This is a genomic window from Falsihalocynthiibacter sp. CO-5D18, assembly GCF_041205445.1.
Lineage (GTDB): Bacteria > Pseudomonadota > Alphaproteobacteria > Rhodobacterales > Rhodobacteraceae > Falsihalocynthiibacter > Falsihalocynthiibacter arcticus.
Genome location: NZ_JBGFCF010000006.1, coordinates 174,958 through 190,912 on the forward strand (window position 1 = coordinate 174,958; position 15,955 = coordinate 190,912).

The 15,955-nt window shown below is 51.6% G+C and carries 15 protein-coding genes; 7 read left to right on the forward strand and 8 right to left on the reverse strand.

All coding sequences use genetic code 11. The features are described from left to right. Position 1: 1 nt before the first annotated feature. Genes AB9F27_RS10375 through rph form a run of 3 tightly spaced genes read right to left on the reverse strand, consistent with a single transcriptional unit; the run spans position 2 to position 1,697 of the window. Positions 2 to 376, reverse strand: a complete 375-nt coding sequence (locus tag AB9F27_RS10375) for a RidA family protein (RefSeq protein ID WP_039002862.1) — start codon at positions 374 to 376, stop codon at positions 2 to 4. Continuing rightward, a complete protein-coding gene (gene rdgB, locus AB9F27_RS10380) occupies positions 373 to 987 on the reverse strand; it encodes an RdgB/HAM1 family non-canonical purine NTP pyrophosphatase (RefSeq protein WP_335583923.1) in 615 nt (204 codons plus the stop codon). The genes AB9F27_RS10375 and rdgB overlap by 4 nt, the downstream gene beginning before the upstream one ends. Further along, entirely contained in the window at positions 987 to 1,697 is a 711-nt protein-coding gene (rph, locus tag AB9F27_RS10385; RefSeq protein WP_335583922.1) for a ribonuclease PH, read from the reverse strand. The genes rdgB and rph overlap by 1 nt, the downstream gene beginning before the upstream one ends. Before the next feature lie 129 nt (positions 1,698 to 1,826). Between rph and hrcA the strand changes: the two genes are divergently transcribed. Next, on the forward strand, positions 1,827 to 2,891 hold the full coding sequence (gene hrcA / locus AB9F27_RS10390; RefSeq protein WP_335583921.1) for a heat-inducible transcriptional repressor HrcA: 1,065 nt from the start codon (positions 1,827 to 1,829) through the stop codon (positions 2,889 to 2,891). Between the two features lie 11 nt (positions 2,892 to 2,902). After that, entirely contained in the window at positions 2,903 to 3,463 is a 561-nt protein-coding gene (locus AB9F27_RS10395; protein ID WP_335583920.1) for a nucleotide exchange factor GrpE, read from the forward strand. Between the two features lie 32 nt (positions 3,464 to 3,495). Here the strand turns inward: AB9F27_RS10395 and mutS are convergent, their stop codons facing one another. Beyond that, a complete protein-coding gene (gene mutS, locus AB9F27_RS10400) occupies positions 3,496 to 6,114 on the reverse strand; it encodes a DNA mismatch repair protein MutS (RefSeq protein ID WP_335584054.1) in 2,619 nt (872 codons plus the stop codon). A gap of 153 nt (positions 6,115 to 6,267) precedes the next feature. On the opposite strand from mutS, the gene AB9F27_RS10405 reads away from it, so the two are divergent. Both AB9F27_RS10405 and AB9F27_RS10410 read left to right on the forward strand, forming a co-directional pair. Next, complete coding sequence (locus AB9F27_RS10405) at positions 6,268 to 8,529, forward strand: NADP-dependent malic enzyme (RefSeq protein WP_335583919.1); 2,262 nt, start codon at positions 6,268 to 6,270, stop codon at positions 8,527 to 8,529. After that, positions 8,526 to 9,401: a ribokinase gene (locus tag AB9F27_RS10410; protein WP_335583918.1), complete on the forward strand. Its 876-nt coding sequence runs from the start codon at positions 8,526 to 8,528 to the stop codon at positions 9,399 to 9,401. The genes AB9F27_RS10405 and AB9F27_RS10410 overlap by 4 nt, the downstream gene beginning before the upstream one ends. On the opposite strand, the gene msrA is transcribed toward AB9F27_RS10410, so the two are convergent. Both msrA and AB9F27_RS10420 read right to left on the reverse strand, forming a co-directional pair. Further along, positions 9,398 to 10,066 (reverse strand): peptide-methionine (S)-S-oxide reductase MsrA, encoded by a 669-nt coding sequence (gene msrA / locus AB9F27_RS10415; protein WP_335583917.1) that lies wholly within the window; start codon positions 10,064 to 10,066, stop codon positions 9,398 to 9,400. The genes AB9F27_RS10410 and msrA overlap by 4 nt on opposite strands. Positions 10,067 to 10,242: 176 nt before the next feature. After that, the gene (locus tag AB9F27_RS10420) at positions 10,243 to 11,487 is read right to left on the reverse strand and encodes an argininosuccinate synthase (protein WP_335583916.1); all 1,245 of its coding nucleotides are present in this window, start codon (positions 11,485 to 11,487) and stop codon (positions 10,243 to 10,245) included. Positions 11,488 to 11,625: 138 nt separating this feature from the next. Here AB9F27_RS10420 and AB9F27_RS10425 point away from each other — a divergent pair, with 138 nt between their 5' ends. After that, positions 11,626 to 12,414 (forward strand): hypothetical protein, encoded by a 789-nt coding sequence (locus tag AB9F27_RS10425; protein WP_369757707.1) that lies wholly within the window; start codon positions 11,626 to 11,628, stop codon positions 12,412 to 12,414. Positions 12,415 to 12,454: 40 nt separating this feature from the next. Then, positions 12,455 to 13,702: a threonine ammonia-lyase IlvA gene (gene ilvA, locus AB9F27_RS10430; RefSeq protein ID WP_335583914.1), complete on the forward strand. Its 1,248-nt coding sequence runs from the start codon at positions 12,455 to 12,457 to the stop codon at positions 13,700 to 13,702. Positions 13,703 to 13,710: 8 nt separating this feature from the next. On the opposite strand, the gene AB9F27_RS10435 is transcribed toward ilvA, so the two are convergent. After that, a complete protein-coding gene (locus tag AB9F27_RS10435) occupies positions 13,711 to 14,028 on the reverse strand; it encodes an Hpt domain-containing protein (protein WP_335583913.1) in 318 nt (105 codons plus the stop codon). Positions 14,029 to 14,210: 182 nt separating this feature from the next. Here AB9F27_RS10435 and AB9F27_RS10440 point away from each other — a divergent pair, with 182 nt between their 5' ends. Continuing rightward, the gene (locus tag AB9F27_RS10440; RefSeq protein ID WP_335583912.1) at positions 14,211 to 15,518 is read left to right on the forward strand and encodes a fused response regulator/phosphatase; all 1,308 of its coding nucleotides are present in this window, start codon (positions 14,211 to 14,213) and stop codon (positions 15,516 to 15,518) included. Here the strand turns inward: AB9F27_RS10440 and AB9F27_RS10445 are convergent. Further along, positions 15,499 to 15,936, reverse strand: coding sequence for an NUDIX hydrolase (locus AB9F27_RS10445; protein WP_039002928.1), 438 nt, complete (start codon positions 15,934 to 15,936; stop codon positions 15,499 to 15,501). The two genes, AB9F27_RS10440 and AB9F27_RS10445, sit on opposite strands and share 20 nt — an antisense overlap. Between the last annotated feature and the right edge of the window lie 19 nt (positions 15,937 to 15,955).

Sequence of the window (15,955 nt, forward strand, 5' to 3'; positions counted from 1 at the left end):
ATCAAACTTTCATCGCCGTTACTTCGATTTCAATCTTCATTTCCGGTTTGATCAAATCGGAAATAATCATGGTTGCCGCAGGGCGCACTTCGGACAATGCCGCGCCGAGCTCTGGTAGCAATTCGTCTATCAATGCAGCGTCTGTGAGGGTGTATTGAACGCGTACGATATCTGACATTTCAAAGCCGCCTTCGATCAAGGCCGCGCCGATGGTTGCGAAGCAGTTACGGGCTTGTTCGGCCACGCTGTCTGGCATCACCATCGTTGCATAGTCGTATCCCGTCGTGCCGGATACAAAGCACCAATTTCCCTTCACGATGGCGCGAGAATAGCCAAAGGTTTTTTCAAAGTCGGAACCGGTCGAAATCCGCTTCATACAGAAGTCTCCAGAATTTTTTTAAACTTTGCAAAGGCATTGGCACGATGGGACATATCGTTTTTCTTAGCGGGGTCCATCTCGCCAAACGTCTCGAATTCGCCGTTTGGGGTAAAGATGGGGTCGAATCCAAACCCGAGTTCGCCGCGCATTGGCCATGAGAGCGTGCCGTCGACTTTGCCCGCAAAGATTTCGTCGTGACCATCAGGCCACGCCAAGCAAAGCGTGCAGTTGAAAGCGGCGCTCCGTGGGTGCGGCGCGCCATCGGCCTCTAACATGTCCCAAACCTTTTTCATCGCCATCGGAAAATCGCGGCCATTTGGTGTTTCGGCCCAATCGGCGGTGTAAACACCAGGTGCGCCATTAAGGGCTTCGACTGACAATCCGCTATCATCCGAAAGCGCAGGTAGGCCTGATGCTTTGGCTGCGAAATGCGCCTTAATCCGCGCGTTACCTTCGAACGTGTCTTCAGTCTCCGCAGGCTCCTCAAGGCCAAGTTCACCTGCGGACACAACTTCGATGCCATAGGGCAGAAGCAGCGCTGCAATTTCCCGCAACTTTCCTGCATTATGGCTTGCAAGAGCGATTTTTTTCTCTGTTAAACTACGCATTAGCTTGTGGCGGCTTTTTGAGCGGCGACGAGTTCATCGATACCTTTTTGGGCCAAGTCCAACAGGCCATTCAATTGTTGACGCGAAAAGACCGAACCCTCCGCCGACATTTGGATTTCGATAAGTTTACCAGAGCCGGTCATAACGAAATTTCCGTCCACGCCCGCTTCGGAGTCTTCGGGATAGTCGAGATCCAGAACCTCTTGGCCGGCGTAAATACCACAGGAAATTGCGGCAACCGGATCAGTGAGGGGGTCGGAAATAACGTCACCAATTTTCATCAACTTGTTTACAGCAAGTTTTAACGCCACCCAGCCGCCAGTGATTGACGCACAACGGGTTCCGCCGTCGGCTTGAATGACGTCGCAGTCGATTGTGATCTGACGTTCGCCCAAGGCAACACGATCTACACCCGCCCGCAGGGAGCGGCCGATCAGCCGTTGAATTTCTTGCGTGCGTCCCGATTGTCCTTTTTTTGCTTCACGTTGCATACGCGTGTTAGTGGCGCGTGGAAGCATGCCGTATTCGGCCGTTACCCATCCAAGGCCAGAGTTTTTCATGAAAGGCGGTACACGCTCATCAATCGTCGCGGTGCAAAGCACATGCGTATCGCCGCACTTAATCAGACAGGAGCCCTCTGCATGCTTGGTGACATTGGTTTCGATCGAAATCGAACGCATTTGATCTACATTTCTACCAGAGGGGCGCATGGGAAAATCCTTTATTATGGGCGTGTCCAGATACCCTGCTTTCCTTAGATTTTGCAAGGGCGATTGACGTTCTCCCATAAACCCATCTAATGTAGATCGCCAACTATTGTGGGCTGAATGCGGGAGACTATGAATACACAATCCGAAATTCTTAAGGATATGAACGCGAGAAGTCGGGAGGTTTTCCGTCGGGTTGTTGAGGGGTACTTGAACAATGGCGAACCCGTAGGTAGCCGCACTTTGACGCGGAGTATGACCGAGAAAGTATCGGCTGCGACTATTCGTAATGTGATGCAAGATCTCGAAATTTTGGGGTTGCTCGGCAGTCCTCACGTCTCTGCGGGTCGTATTCCTACGCAATCGGGCCTGCGAATGTTTGTAGATGGGCTTCTTGAGGTTGGCGACCTTGCGACCGAAGACCAGCGGCGCATTGACGAAACCCTAGGAAGCAACGAGCGCGATATGACAAGCATGTTGGATCGGGTCGGTTCCGCACTTTCGGGCCTAACGCAAGGGGCGAGCCTTGTTTTGTCGCCAAAACATGAAGCGCCGATTAAGCATATTGAATTTGTCAGCCTTGGGCCGGATCGTGCGCTGGTTGTTCTCGTTTTTGCCGACGGACACGTCGAAAACCGCGTTTTCACACCCCCGCACGGGCAAACGCCGAGTTCGATGCGCGAAGCGGCAAATTTCCTCAACGCAGTCGCCGAAGGCAAGACACTGAGTGAACTTTCGGCCGTTATTTTGCGAGAAATTTCATCGCGACGGCAGGAACTCGACGTTCTCGCACGCGCGATGGTCGAGGACGGTTTGGCGCAGTGGGTGAATAAAGGTGAACGGCATGAGCGCCTCATCGTGCGCGGTCGGTCGAATCTTCTTGAGGGGGAGGTCGATGAAAAGGACTTGGAGCGCATACGTTCGCTCTTTGATGATCTCGAACGCAAGCGGGATATTGCCGATTTTCTTGAATTAACCCAAGAAGGCGAAGGTGTTCGCATCTTTATTGGCTCGGAAAACAAATTATTTTCACTTTCGGGTTCCTCTTTGGTGGTTTCACCGTATATGAACGCTGAGCGAAAAATTGTGGGCGCGGTAGGGGTCATAGGACCGACGCGCTTAAATTATGGACGTATTGTGCCGATTGTGGACTACACGGCGCAACTTGTTGGTCGCCTGATTTCAGATCAAGGCTAAGGAAAAGTAAGATGGCAGAGCCTAGAAACGACGAATTTTTAGATGATCCAGAGGCCGTGGAGGCCGAACTTTATGCGGACGATATTTTGGAGGCGGACGCTGAGGCGGACGAGCTTTCAATTGTTACCAAAGAACGGGACGATTTCCGGGATCGCTTTATGCGCGCCCTTGCAGACGCGGAAAATGCGCGGAAACGGTCGGACCGGGATCGTCGCGAAGCCGAGAATTATGGCGGGTCTAAGCTCGCGCGCGATATGCTGCCCGTTTATGACAATATGAAACGTGCACTTGATGCAATTGATGAAGGTCAGCGCGCTACGAACGCGGCCCTTTTGGAAGGTATCGAGTTGACGATGCGCGAGCTTCTTAACGTATTCGCCAAGCATGGAATTGAACGGATTTTGCCAGGAGTTGGCGAGAGATTTGATCCGCAACGCCACGAAGCGATGTTTGAAGCGCCCGTTCCAAACACGGTTGCTGGCGACATCATTCAGGTGATGGCCGAGGGCTTTATGCTTCATGATCGGCTCTTGCGTCCGGCTCATGTTGGTGTGAGTTCACAGCCTAAATAATTGCAAAACCATTGAAGTTTAGGGCGCGACACTTAGATGGGTCGCGCCTTTTCTTTCAGGGAATACAGTGCTTGAAGCGCTTCTCTCGGCGTCATTTCATCTGGATGAATATCCGCCAATGCCTCCTCTATTTCGCTCGAGTTTTGCACGACCGGCGGAGGGGTGGGCTGAATTGAAAACAACGGAAGATCGTCAATAAACGCCCTTTGTTTGCCGCCCTCCCGTTCGCCTTTTTCCAACGCATCCAAAACAACGCGTGCACGATTGACGACGGACTCCGGAAGACCTGCAAGCTTGGCGACCTGAACCCCGTAAGATCTATCCGCGGCGCCTTTTTTGACCTCGTGCAAAAATATGACGTCGCCCTCCCACTCCTTCACGGTGACTGTCGCGTTTTCCACCCCCTTTAGCTTGTCCGAAAGAGCGGTCATTTCATGGTAATGCGTGGCAAACAGCGCGCGGCATTTGTTTGCGTCGTGTAAGTGTTCGAGCGTTGCCCAAGCGATGGAAAGCCCATCATATGTTGCCGTGCCGCGCCCGATTTCGTCCAAAATAACAAGCGCGCGGTCGTCTGCTTGATTGAGGATCGCAGCGGTCTCGACCATCTCGACCATAAACGTTGATCGCCCCCGCGCAAGGTCGTCACTGGCGCCAACGCGGGAGAAAATCTGGCTCACAAGGCCGATTTTAACACCGTCCGCAGGAACAAAACTGCCCACCTGTGCGAGCAGCGCAATAAGGGCATTTTGGCGAAGGAACGTCGATTTACCCGCCATGTTCGGACCTGTCAGTAGCCAAATCTGCGCGCCATCAGCCTGCGTTGTCAGTTGGCAATCATTAGCCACGAAAGGCGCGCCGCTTTGCTTGCGTAACGCACGTTCAACGACGGGATGCCGTCCTGCGACAACCTCAAAACACCGGCTATTGTCGACCAAGGGTTTGCACCAGTTCTCGCCAGTCGCAAGATCCGCAAAAGACAGCGATAAATCAAATTCTGAAAGCGCCGACGCGGCGTTTCCTATGGGGCCGGATTCCGCAAGAATCGACTGTGTTAGGCTAGAATAGAGCCGCTTTTCAATTTCCAACGCGCGTCCACCAGCATTCAGAATTTTGGTCTCCATTTCTGAAAGTTCTAGGGTCGTGAAACGGACCTGGTTCGCGGTTGTCTGGCGGTGAATGAATTTTTCCGAGAGAGGAGCCGCGAGCATTTTATCCGCATGCGCCGCCGTTGTTTCGATGAAATACCCAAGCACATTATTGTGCTTGATTTTTAAGGCGGATATCCCCGCAGTCTCGATATACTCAGCTTGAAGCGCAGCAATAACGCTTCGCCCTTCGTCCCGAAGCTTTCGTGCTTCGTCTAGGTCTTCGTTATATCCTGGTGCGATAAAGCCCCCATCACGAGCAAGGAGCGGCGGTTCTGCAACGAGAGCCTGTTCGAGAAGATCAATTAGCGCAGTGTGATTTTTAAATGCGTCCGCTGCCACCTGGAGTAGTTCGGGTAGGGTCGACGGCAAAGATTTCCCGATCTGCTCCGCTTGGTTCAACCCGTTGCGAATGGCCGCCAAATCTCGAGGGCCACCGCGCTCAAGGCTGAGGCGCGAAAGGGCGCGGTCCAAATCGGGTGTGCGACGAAGGGCTTCGCGGATGCTGTCGGCCACAGCGCCGTTTTCAAGTGTAAAGGATACGGCGTCTTGTCGGGCATGAATGGTTTTGAGGTCGGTGGATGGGGCCGAAAGACGACGCGTCAGAAGGCGTCCCCCTCCTGCGGTGAGGGTGCGATCAACTGCAGAAAGCAGAGAACCTTCGCGTCCCCCCGACATGCTTTGCGTGATCTCGAGATTTCGACGGGTCGCCGCATCGATCTGCACCGTTCCACCGGTTGTCTCTTTTTGCGGGGCGCGAAGGAGAGGGAGCTTGCCCTTTTGGGTGATCTCAAGATAGTCGATAATCGCGCCAAGAGCCGATATTTCAGCGCGGGTAAAGGCTCCAAACGCATCCAGAGAGCCAACCTTGAAAAGCGCCAAAATGCGTTGTTCGGCGGCGGAGCTATCGAAACTGGCTCGGGAAAGCGGCGTGAGCGAAAGACCAAAATCAGTCTCTAATTCGAAGTAATCCTCAATATTTGACTCAGAAACAACCAGTTCGGACGGCATCAAACGTGCCATTTCCGGCCCCAATCGAGTGGCGTTTGTTTCAATCACATGCAGCGCACCCGTTGAAATATCGACCCAAGCCAAGGCTGCCTGATCCCGAACCTCAGAAAAAGCGGCAAGGTAGTTGTGTTTGCGCGCGTCCAACAAGCTGTCTTCAGTCAGGGTTCCTGGCGTGACCAGCCGCACGACATCCCGCCGGACAATCGCCTTATACCCGCGTTTTTTGGCTTCTGTCGGGCTTTCCATTTGCTCGCAAACTGCGACGCGAAATCCCTTTTTAATTAGGGTATGAAGATACCCTTCAGACGCATGTATCGGGACGCCACACATGGCAATATCATTGCCTTCATGCTTTCCGCGCTTGGTAAGAGCAATATCCAGCGCCGCGGCCCCCGCAATCGCATCATCAAAGAACATCTCATAGAAATCGCCCATGCGATAAAACAGCAGCGCGTTCGGATATTGCGCCTTCAGATCAAGATATTGCGCCATCATCGGTGTCACAGTTGTATTTGCAGTGCTCACGGCCTCGTCCCCAGATAATTCTGGCCCAACTCTACAAAGCCAGCCGTCCTTACGAAAGGCGAATGTTGACCCTTGGCGCGAAGTTGTATTGGATGAAAGTCTTGCAAAAGGATACAGGCCCAAATGTCCACAAAAATGACAATCACAGACGCCGACGCACTCGCATATCACATGGAGCCCAGACCGGGAAAATTTGATGTCTCGCCGTCTACCCCTATGACCACCCAGCGCGATCTATCCTTGGCGTATTCGCCCGGTGTTGCCGTTCCGTGCGAGGCCATCGCCAAAAACCCAGACGCTGCGTATGACTATACAAACAAGGGAAATTTGGTCGCGGTTATTACGAACGGAACGGCGGTTTTGGGGTTAGGAAACCTTGGCGCCCTCGCGTCTAAACCCGTTATGGAGGGTAAGGCCGTCCTGTTTAAACGCTTCGCGGATGTGAACTCGATTGATATTGAGTTGGACACCGAGGACCCCGAAGCCTTTATCAATGCTGTGCGTTTGATGGGGCCCAGTTTTGGCGGGATTAACCTTGAAGATATTAAAGCACCCGAGTGTTTTATCATTGAACAACGCCTCAAAGAGGAAATGGACATTCCGGTTTTCCACGACGATCAGCACGGAACAGCGGTTATTTGCGCGGCTGGATTGATCAACGCGTTGAAAATCTCTGGTAAGAAAATAGAGGATGTCCGCATTGTTTTGAACGGTGCTGGAGCTGCGGGTATTGCCTGTTTTGAGTTGATAAAATCCATGGGTGCGCAGCACAATAATTGCATCATGTGCGACACAAAAGGTGTTATTTATCAAGGCCGTACCGAGGGTATGAACCAATGGAAATCCGCCCATGCGGCCCTAACCGACCTACGAACTCTGGAAGAAGCGATGCAGGACGCCGATATCTTTTTGGGCGTGTCCGCAAAGGGCGCTGTGACCCCAGAGATGGTCGCGAGCATGGCGAAAGATCCCGTAATTTTCGCCATGGCCAACCCTGATCCGGAAATCACTCCCGAAGAAGCCCACGCGGTGCGCCCCGACGCCATTGTTGCCACGGGTCGCAGTGATTACCCGAACCAAGTTAACAACGTGTTGGGGTTTCCGTACTTATTCCGAGGCGCGCTCGATATCCGTGCTCGCGCCATCAACGATGAAATGAAAATTGCCTGCGCACATGCACTCGCGGACTTGGCACGTGAAGAAGTTCCTGACGAGGTTGCGATGGCTTATGGTCGGAAACTTCAATTCGGGCGCGATTATATTATTCCGACGCCGTTTGACCCGCGTTTGATTTATGTCGTGCCGCCCGCCGTTGCAAAAGCGGGGATGGACACGGGGGTCGGGCGACGTCCAATTATCGATATGGTCGGATATGAGGAAAGCCTGCGGGCCCGAATGGACCCAACAGCCCACATTCTGCGCTCGATTAATGCACGTGCTAAGGCCCGTCAGGCCCGTATGATTTTTGCCGAGGGCGACGATATTCGCGTATTGCGCGCCGCCGTTAATTACCAACGATCGGGTCTCGGTAAAGCGCTTGTCGTTGGCCGCGAAAGTGGTGTGGAGGAGCTTTTGGGGTCCGTAGGAATGGGGGATGCTTTCGGCGAGTTGGAGATTGTTAACGCCGCGAACACCCCGCATCTGGATACTTATAAAGACTATCTTTACAATAAGTTGCAACGTAGCGGTCATGATCGTCAGGATGTGAACCGACTTGCTTCTCGGGATCGCCACGTCTTCTCTGCGCTTATGTTGGCACATGGGCATGGTGATGGTTTGGTGACAGGGGCGACCCGAAAATCTGCGCATGTTTTGGGGCTTCTCAATCATGTATTTGATGCACGTGCCGAGGATGGTGCCGTGGGTGTGACGGCGCTTTTGTTGAATGGGCGCATCGTGTTGATCACAGATACACTGGTACACGAGTGGCCAGATCAGGAAGACTTGGCAACGATTGCGGAACGCGGCGCAGAAGTTGCGCGGACGCTTGGACTAGAACCCCGCGTTGCCTTCGTGAGCTTTTCGACCTTCGGTTCCCCTGTTTCGGAACGCGCAGAAAAAATGCACCAAGCGCCGAAAGTTTTAGAACAACGTGGCGTAGACTTTGAGTTCGAAGGCGAAATGACCGTCGATGTGGCGCTGAACCCACAAGCTATGTCGCATTATCCTTTCAGTCGCCTGTCAGGGCCCGCCAACGTCCTTGTGGTCCCGGCGCGCCATTCCGCGAGTATTTCGGTGAAGCTGATGCAGGAGATGGCCGGAGCAACCGTAATTGGCCCAATCCTCACCGGAATTGACCAATCCATCCAGATTTGCTCAACAGTGTCCACATCGAGTGACATTCTAAACATGGCGATACTTGCTGCCTGTAAGGAGAAAAAATGACGGTCTTTAATCTAGGATCCATAAACGCGGATCACGTTTATTCAGTACCGCATTTGCCATTACCTGGGGAAACTTTGGCGGCGACGGGTTTTTCGATCGGCTTGGGCGGGAAGGGCACAAACCAGTCCGTTGCCGCAGCGCGAGCGGGTTCGGATGTTTTTCATATTGGTGCCGTAGGTCCTGATGGTGTTTGGGCGCGGGAAAAGCTTGCGGAATTGGGCGTAAATGTGGACGGGGTTTCGCAAATTCAAACACCCACAGGGCATGCAATTATCAATGTCGATGCAAACGCCGAGAACGCGATTGTTCTCTTTCCGGGCGCCAATGTTTCCCTCAGTGAAAGCGAGATTTCACGGGCTTTGGAGGCAGGGAAGGCGGGAGATACTCTATTGTTGCAGAACGAGACATCCCACCAAGCGTTTGCAGCGGAGTTGGCCCAAAAAAAGGGTATTCGGGTCGTGTATTCCGCTGCGCCATTTTCCATTGAAGCGGTGCGGGCAGTTTTGCCTTTTGTTTCGATGCTTGCGATGAACGAAGGCGAAGCAGCACAGCTTTGTGCCGCGTTAGGGACGAATATTGAAAACCTACCAGTCCCAGAGACCCTTGTGACGCTCGGGTCAAAAGGCGCTCAATGGCATGGAAACGGATCAAACTTAAACGTCGAAAGTTTTTCGGTTATTCCTGTTGATACCACAGGCGCGGGGGACACATTCGCGGGGTATTTCGCGGCGGCGCGCGATCAGGGAGCTGACGTCGCGCAGGCCTTGAAGTTGGCGTCAGCAGCGGCAGCGATCAAAGTTACCCGCGCGGGTGCAGCTGAAGCCATTCCCGCACGTGTAGAGGTCGATGTTTTCCTTAGTCAGCAAAGTTAGTGGCCCTGCGCAAACGGCGCGGCGCTACCCCAGAGTGCTAGGACTTTGGCGTCGCGGCCGCATCCTTTGCGGTATTTTTCATAGGCAGTGGACTGCTTCACAGGACCAAAACGTGTAAGAACCCGTTTGTTGCCTTTGTAATAATTCTGGTGGTTCGCTTCGGCCACATAAAAGGTTTTTGCGTTCAATACTGGTGTGACAATCTTTTGTCCAAGTTCCGTTTGAGCTTTGGAAATGGCGGCGTTGGCGATGTCCAATTCCGCCTGATTAGAGACGAATATCGCGGTGCGGTAACTGTCGCCACGATCACAGAACTGACCTCCCGCGTCCGTAACATCGACGGAGCGCAGAAAGAGATCCAGCAATTTGGAACGGTCAATTTTTGCGCTGTCATAAGTGATTTTGACCGCTTCAAAGTGACCGGATCCACCCTTAGAAACGATTTTATAGGTCGGGTTGGCGATAGTCCCGCCCGTATAGCCGGACACCGCCTCTATTACGCCCGACACCGATTCAAAATCGCTTTCGACACACCAAAAACAGCCACCGGCAACCACAAGCGTCTCGCTTTTTCCAGCACTTGCGGGATCGCAGTGAAGGATAAACCCAAGCGTTAAGGCAATTGCCAGAGTGATGGATTTAAAGCTGTACGATAGGTTTTTCATATTGATCTCCTCGTTACCCAATCTTTTTGCTCATTTTGGAATCATTGCAATCCCTTGAAACAGAATGTCACGCAAGCTTGAGCAGTCTTTACTGGATGAAATATGGGGAGTCGGGGTTCTAAAATCACTTAGGTCGAAAAAATGGGCTGCCAAAATCAATTCGGCAGCCCATGACATTATTTAAGTGATTTAACGCGGCGATTGCGCATTGCGATAAGTTTTAGGCGCAAGGCTTGAAGCTGAATGAAGCCCGCTGCGTCTTTTTGATCATAGGCGCCAGCATCCTCTTCAAAAGTCACATGACTCTCGGAATAGAGGCTGTGATCCGACCAGCGGCCGACGGTGCGCGAAAGACCTTTATAAAGCTTGAGGCGTACCGTTCCGGTCACGTGTTCTTGAGAATGGTCGATCGCGGCCTGCAGCATTTCGCGTTCCGGAGAGAACCAGAAACCGTTGTAAATGAGCTCGGCATATTTTGGCATCAACTCGTCTTTGAGGTGCATCGCGCCACGATCCATTGTGATGGATTCAATGCCACGGTGCGCTTCAAGCAAAAGCGTGCCGCCGGGTGTTTCGTAAATACCGCGGGATTTCATGCCAACAAAACGACCCTCAACAAGGTCGAGGCGCCCACAACCATGTTTGCCGCCTAGTTCGTTGAGCTTGGTCAGGATTGTTGCTGGTGACATTTCAACGCCATCAATTGCCGTCGCATCGCCTTTTTCAAAGGTAATCTCAATGAATTCGGGCGTGTTCGGCGCATCTTCGGGGTGAACCGTGCGCTGGTACACATAATCGGGCGCGTCAATGGCGGGGTCTTCGAGGACTTTGCCTTCGGAGGACGTGTGCAGCAAGTTCGCATCAACCGAGAAAGGCGCTTCACCGCGTTTGTCTTTGGCGATTGGGATTTGGTGCAGTTCCGCAAACTCAATGAGCTTGGTGCGGCTTTGTAGATCCCATTCGCGCCAGGGGGCGATCACTTTGATTTCTGGGTTGAGCGCATAAGCGGCAAGTTCAAACCGGACCTGATCGTTGCCCTTACCTGTCGCTCCGTGGGCGACCGCGTCGGCCCCAGTTGAGGCGGCGATTTCGACCAAACGCTTGGAAATCAGTGGACGCGCGATAGACGTACCCAGAAGGTAAAGCCCTTCATACTGTGCGTTTGCGCGGAACATTGGGAAAACGAAATCGCGCACGAACTCTTCGCGCAGGTCTTCGATGTAAATATTCTCAGGCTTCACGCCCAAAAGCTCGGCCTTCGCACGTGCGGGCTCAAGCTCTTCGCCTTGGCCCAAGTCGGCGGTGAAGGTTATAACCTCGCAGCCGTATTCGATCTCAAGCCATTTAAGGATTATCGAGGTATCAAGGCCACCGGAATAGGCCAGAACAACTTTCTTGGGGGCGGTTTTGGGCGCAGACATGATCTTCTCCATATGGGTATCGCCGTGGCGTTACAGGGTTTTGTGCGGTGGGGCAAGTCTAGCGAATGAAAGTGGGAGAATTTCGAAAAGGTTGATGTGCGTTGACCTGAAGGTTTTCGGCCTGATAGAGCTATCTGATTGAAAAATTTTGTTGGAGAGACCATGCTTGGCTGGAAAATGTTTACCCATTCTATAGGAATGGTTTTTAGTGATTTCAAAGCATCCTTGCAGATTTCTGGCGTTCTCTATGCGGCGGTTCTTGCCGCACAATATTTTCTTCTTAAGCCGTTGGTTGAAATGGCCGAAGTAGGAGGCGAATTAACTGCCCCAGTACTCCTCTCGAGTTTGGCTGGTATCATAATTTCCATTGTGGCTGGCCTTTGGATTGCAGTGTCTTGGCACCGCTATGTATTGCTTGGGGAAAATAGCGGCGGGGTATTGCCACCTTTCGAAGGACGCGTAGTGCTCAGTTATTTTTGGCGGGGCATATTGATTGGATTGGTCGGTTTCGTTGTCATGTTTATTATAGGATTTATAGTAGGAGCGATAATGTACGTGCTAAGGCCATTATTGACGTCCCTTGGGCTAAATGCCGAAATGATACTCATATTTCTTCTTTATATTCCAGCCTTTGCCGTATTCTATCGCCTTTCTCCGGTTCTTCCTGCGGTGGCGTTAGGTAAATCTATGTCGTTGAGGGAAGCGTGGAACGCGACGAGTGAATTGCGCGGGGCGATTTTGACGCTCGCGTTTATTGTATTTGCCGTATCAGTCGCGCTTTATTGGTTAACTGGGCTACTTTTCCCCACGGGGCTGATCTCTATGATAATCCAGAATGGTGTGATCGGTTGGATCAGTACGATGGTCGGCGTGAGTATATTGACCACAATTTACGGCATGGCGATTGAAGGACGCGAATTGCCTTAGGGCCTTGCTCTGAAGTGCAATTCGCGCGACATCTTGGGGCATGAACGATTTTTCCCAAAAAGCCCGTGCGGCAACCGAAGCAATGCGGGCGCTCTTTCCCGCGACGCCGTTATTGCGCAATGATCACCTCTCTGCGAAATTCGACGCCGATATTTGGCTCAAACGCGAAGATTTAAGCCCCGTCCGGAGTTATAAAATTCGTGGCGCGTTTAATGCGATGTCCAAGGTGCGGGCCAACGATCCAGCCCAAGAGTTGTTTGTATGCGCGAGTGCGGGAAACCATGCACAGGGCGTCGCGTTTGTTTGCCAGCATTTTGGGGTGAAGGGCGTGATCTATATGCCCGTCACAACACCGCAACAAAAGATTCAGAAGACTGAAATTTTTGGGAAGGATTTCGTCGAAATCCGTTTGGTGGGCGATTATTTTGATGCGACTTTAGCCGCGGCTCAGGTGTATTGCGCACAGGCGGGTGGTCATTTCCTCGCACCATTTGACGATGAGGATGTGATCGAGGGGCAAGCGAGTGTTGCCGTAGAGGCTTTGGCCCAACTCGGTCGTGCGCCTGATATGATGGTTCTCCCTGTGGGAGGAGGGGGGCTTTCTGCTGGGGTTACCAAGTATTTTGCGTCTGAGGCATCCGAAACATCGCTTAAATATATCGAACCCGAAGGTGCAAAAAGCCTAACCGCCGCTCTCAATACCGGAGCACCGGTCACTTTGGGCCGAGTAGATAACTTCGTGGACGGTGCTTCAGTCGCACGTATTGGAGCGTTGAATTTTGTGGCTCTTTCAACGGTTGAGTTGGAAAACGTCTTGTCCGTACCCGAAGATCGCATTTGTTCGACCATTCTTGAAATGTTGAATGTAGAAGGAGTTGTTCTTGAGCCCGCAGGGGCTATGTCTATCGATGCTCTGGGAGATATTGCGGGTGAAATCCGAGGGAAAACAATAATATGTGTGACGTCAGGGGGGAACTTTGATTTTGAGCGACTCCCCGAAGTTAAAGAGCGCGCTCAACGGTTTTTGGGAGTGAAAAAATACTTCATTCTTCGGCTTCCGCAAAGACCAGGAGCGCTTAAGGATTTTCTGCTTATGCTGGGGCCAGACGACGACATCGCTCGATTTGAGTATATGAAAAAGTCTGCTCGAAACTTTGGAAGCGTGCTTATTGGTATTGAAACCAGAAGCGCCAGGAATTTTCCTATTTTGTTGGGAAAAATGGAAAAGGCTGGGTTTGCATATCGGGATATAACGTCCGATCAAACGCTTGCAGAATTCCTAATTTGATGCGACAGCTATGGCTGATTTGCAAGGAACTCCACTTTGGAGTCTTCATACGCCTTAAATAATCGAGGCAAATCGACTTCCTCTTTTCGCCCACCGGATGCCGCCTTTTCTCCTTGCTGGCAAACTTGTCCCATGAGTGTGAAGCCCAAGTTAAGGGCGCTGCCTTTTAAAAAATGCATCTCTTCTTCGAGGGAGATTGTACCGTTAGTCGACTTCAACCGTTCAATTACCTCATCGACTTCCTCCAGAAATAGGTCGGCTACCTCCTGAAAGTCCTCGATGCCCACTTCTTCTCGAAGTTCATTTACGCGATCCCAATCGATCATTGTCTACTCCAAAAGCTCATCTCTAATTATTGCCGGAACCAATCCTATCGAAGAATATTTATTGGACTAAACTTAATAATACGTAACTGAAATTACTAAATCCTATCGAATTTTAGGCTTCATCGACTGTTAAGCTGCATGTGTCAGGAGGGGAGGTAGAACCCCTAGGAGCGACCAAAAAAATGTCCGCAATTATGTCTAGCAACATAGAAAAAGCCGCCATACCCAAAGCAGTTGAGGGCGCAATAAAACGTATTTTGGTGGTCGACGATAGTCGTGCACAGCGCCGCCTCCTTTCGACGATGTTGAAGCGATGGGGGTTCTCTGTTCTGGAAGCCGGATCTGGCGATGAAGCCCTTGAAATCCTTCAGACTCACAGCGCAGATCTCATTCTAAGTGACTGGATGATGCCGGGAATGAGTGGAGTGGAATTTTGCCAAATATTCCGCCAGTTAGACAAGAAAAAATATGGGTACTTCATCCTTTTGACTTCCAAAAGTGAGAAGGAGGAGGTTGCGCATGGCCTCGAAGTTGGCGCCGACGATTTTTTAACAAAGCCCGTTTCATCCAATGAGTTACGTGCGAGAATCACTGCTGCTGAGCGAATTTTGAGCATGGAGCGCGAGCTGATTGAAAAAAATGCGTTGGTCTCCCGCACTCTAGAGGAAATATCAGCGCTTTATGACACGTTGGATCGTGACCTTATTGAAGCAAAAAAACTCCAGCAGTCCCTAGTGAAGGAAAGATATCGAAGCTTCGAAACAGCTCAAATATCCCTATTGTTAAGGCCTTCTGGGCATGTTGGTGGGGATTTGGTTGGCATGTTTCCTATTAGCGACACAGAAATTGGGATTTATGCAATTGATGTGTCGGGGCACGGCATTACTTCGGCCCTAATGACAGCCCGATTGGCGGGGTATCTTTCTGGCGCCTCCCCCAAGCAAAACGTTGCGTTGGAGAAAAATGGCAAAGGAGGTTTTGCAGCAAGGCCACCAGCTGTGGCGACAGAACTTCTCAATCGCCTATGCCTAGAGGAAATGGATACAGAACACTACTTCACGCTGGTTCTCGCCATTTTGAATTTGGTCACGGGTGAAGTGGTTTTAACCCAAGCCGGCCATCCTCATCCCGCGATTCAAAGGGCGAACGGTACAATAGAGTATGTCGGCAATGGAGGGATGCCCGTAGGGCTTATTGAAGGGGCGACCTATGAAGAATGTCGCGCAACATTGTTGCAAGGTGATCGATTATTGATCCTCTCTGATGGTATTACGGAGTGCCCAAATGCTCTTGATGTGATGCTCGAAGAAGAAGGCTTGGAAGCACTTCTGTGGAGAAACCGACATGTCCAAGGGCCAGCGATGCTAGAAGCTCTCGTTTGGGATTTACAAGAATACGCGGGAGAAAAGGAATTTCCCGATGATGTTTCGGCAGCCATGGTGGAATTCGGCCCCCCACCACCCGTCTCGCTCAATGATCAAGACGACTAACGAAATACCTGTCCCCTTCGTTACCCAAAAGGGACGACGCTTCTCTAATCGTCATCCAATGAGCGGTATGAAAAGGTTCAGTTGGCGCACTCAATCGATAGACGGGCTGGGCTGCGAAGACATGACAAAGTTTTTCTGCCCAGATTTCATATTCGGGCATGAAAACAAATCGTCGAAAAGACCCAATGAATTTTGGGGAAGATATTTTCCAACCAGTTTCTTCACGCACTTCGCGATGCAAGGCGGCAATTCCGTTTTCTCCAAGATCAATGCCTCCACCAGGCAGCTGAAATTCTACGTAGGGTTTGGATTGTAGGGTCACAAGCAGCTTGTTACCACGCGCCAAAATACCATAGGCTCCGGGCCGTAAGACATAGGTTTTTCCCCGCAGTGGCGCTTCTCCGAACCGTCTAATCATCATTCTACCCTTGGACTGT

Bases quoted from the DNA above. Each gene is read 5' to 3' on its own strand.
- AB9F27_RS10375 (WP_039002862.1), bottom strand. From the start codon at position 376: ATGAAGCGGATTTCGACCGGTTCCGACTTTGAAAAAACCTTTGGCTAT.
- rdgB (WP_335583923.1), bottom strand. From the start codon at position 987: ATGCGTAGTTTAACAGAGAAAAAAATCGCTCTTGCAAGCCATAATGCA.
- rph (WP_335583922.1), bottom strand. From the start codon at position 1,697: ATGCGCCCCTCTGGTAGAAATGTAGATCAAATGCGTTCGATTTCGATC.
- hrcA (WP_335583921.1), top strand. From the start codon at position 1,827: ATGAATACACAATCCGAAATTCTTAAGGATATGAACGCGAGAAGTCGG.
- AB9F27_RS10395 (WP_335583920.1), top strand. From the start codon at position 2,903: ATGGCAGAGCCTAGAAACGACGAATTTTTAGATGATCCAGAGGCCGTG.
- mutS (WP_335584054.1), bottom strand. From the start codon at position 6,114: ATGATGGCGCAATATCTTGATCTGAAGGCGCAATATCCGAACGCGCTG.
- AB9F27_RS10405 (WP_335583919.1), top strand. From the start codon at position 6,268: ATGTCCACAAAAATGACAATCACAGACGCCGACGCACTCGCATATCAC.
- AB9F27_RS10410 (WP_335583918.1), top strand. From the start codon at position 8,526: ATGACGGTCTTTAATCTAGGATCCATAAACGCGGATCACGTTTATTCA.
- msrA (WP_335583917.1), bottom strand. From the start codon at position 10,066: ATGAAAAACCTATCGTACAGCTTTAAATCCATCACTCTGGCAATTGCC.
- AB9F27_RS10420 (WP_335583916.1), bottom strand. From the start codon at position 11,487: ATGTCTGCGCCCAAAACCGCCCCCAAGAAAGTTGTTCTGGCCTATTCC.
- ilvA (WP_335583914.1), top strand. From the start codon at position 12,455: ATGAACGATTTTTCCCAAAAAGCCCGTGCGGCAACCGAAGCAATGCGG.
- AB9F27_RS10435 (WP_335583913.1), bottom strand. From the start codon at position 14,028: ATGATCGATTGGGATCGCGTAAATGAACTTCGAGAAGAAGTGGGCATC.
- AB9F27_RS10440 (WP_335583912.1), top strand. From the start codon at position 14,211: ATGTCCGCAATTATGTCTAGCAACATAGAAAAAGCCGCCATACCCAAA.
- AB9F27_RS10445 (WP_039002928.1), bottom strand. From the start codon at position 15,936: ATGATTAGACGGTTCGGAGAAGCGCCACTGCGGGGAAAAACCTATGTC.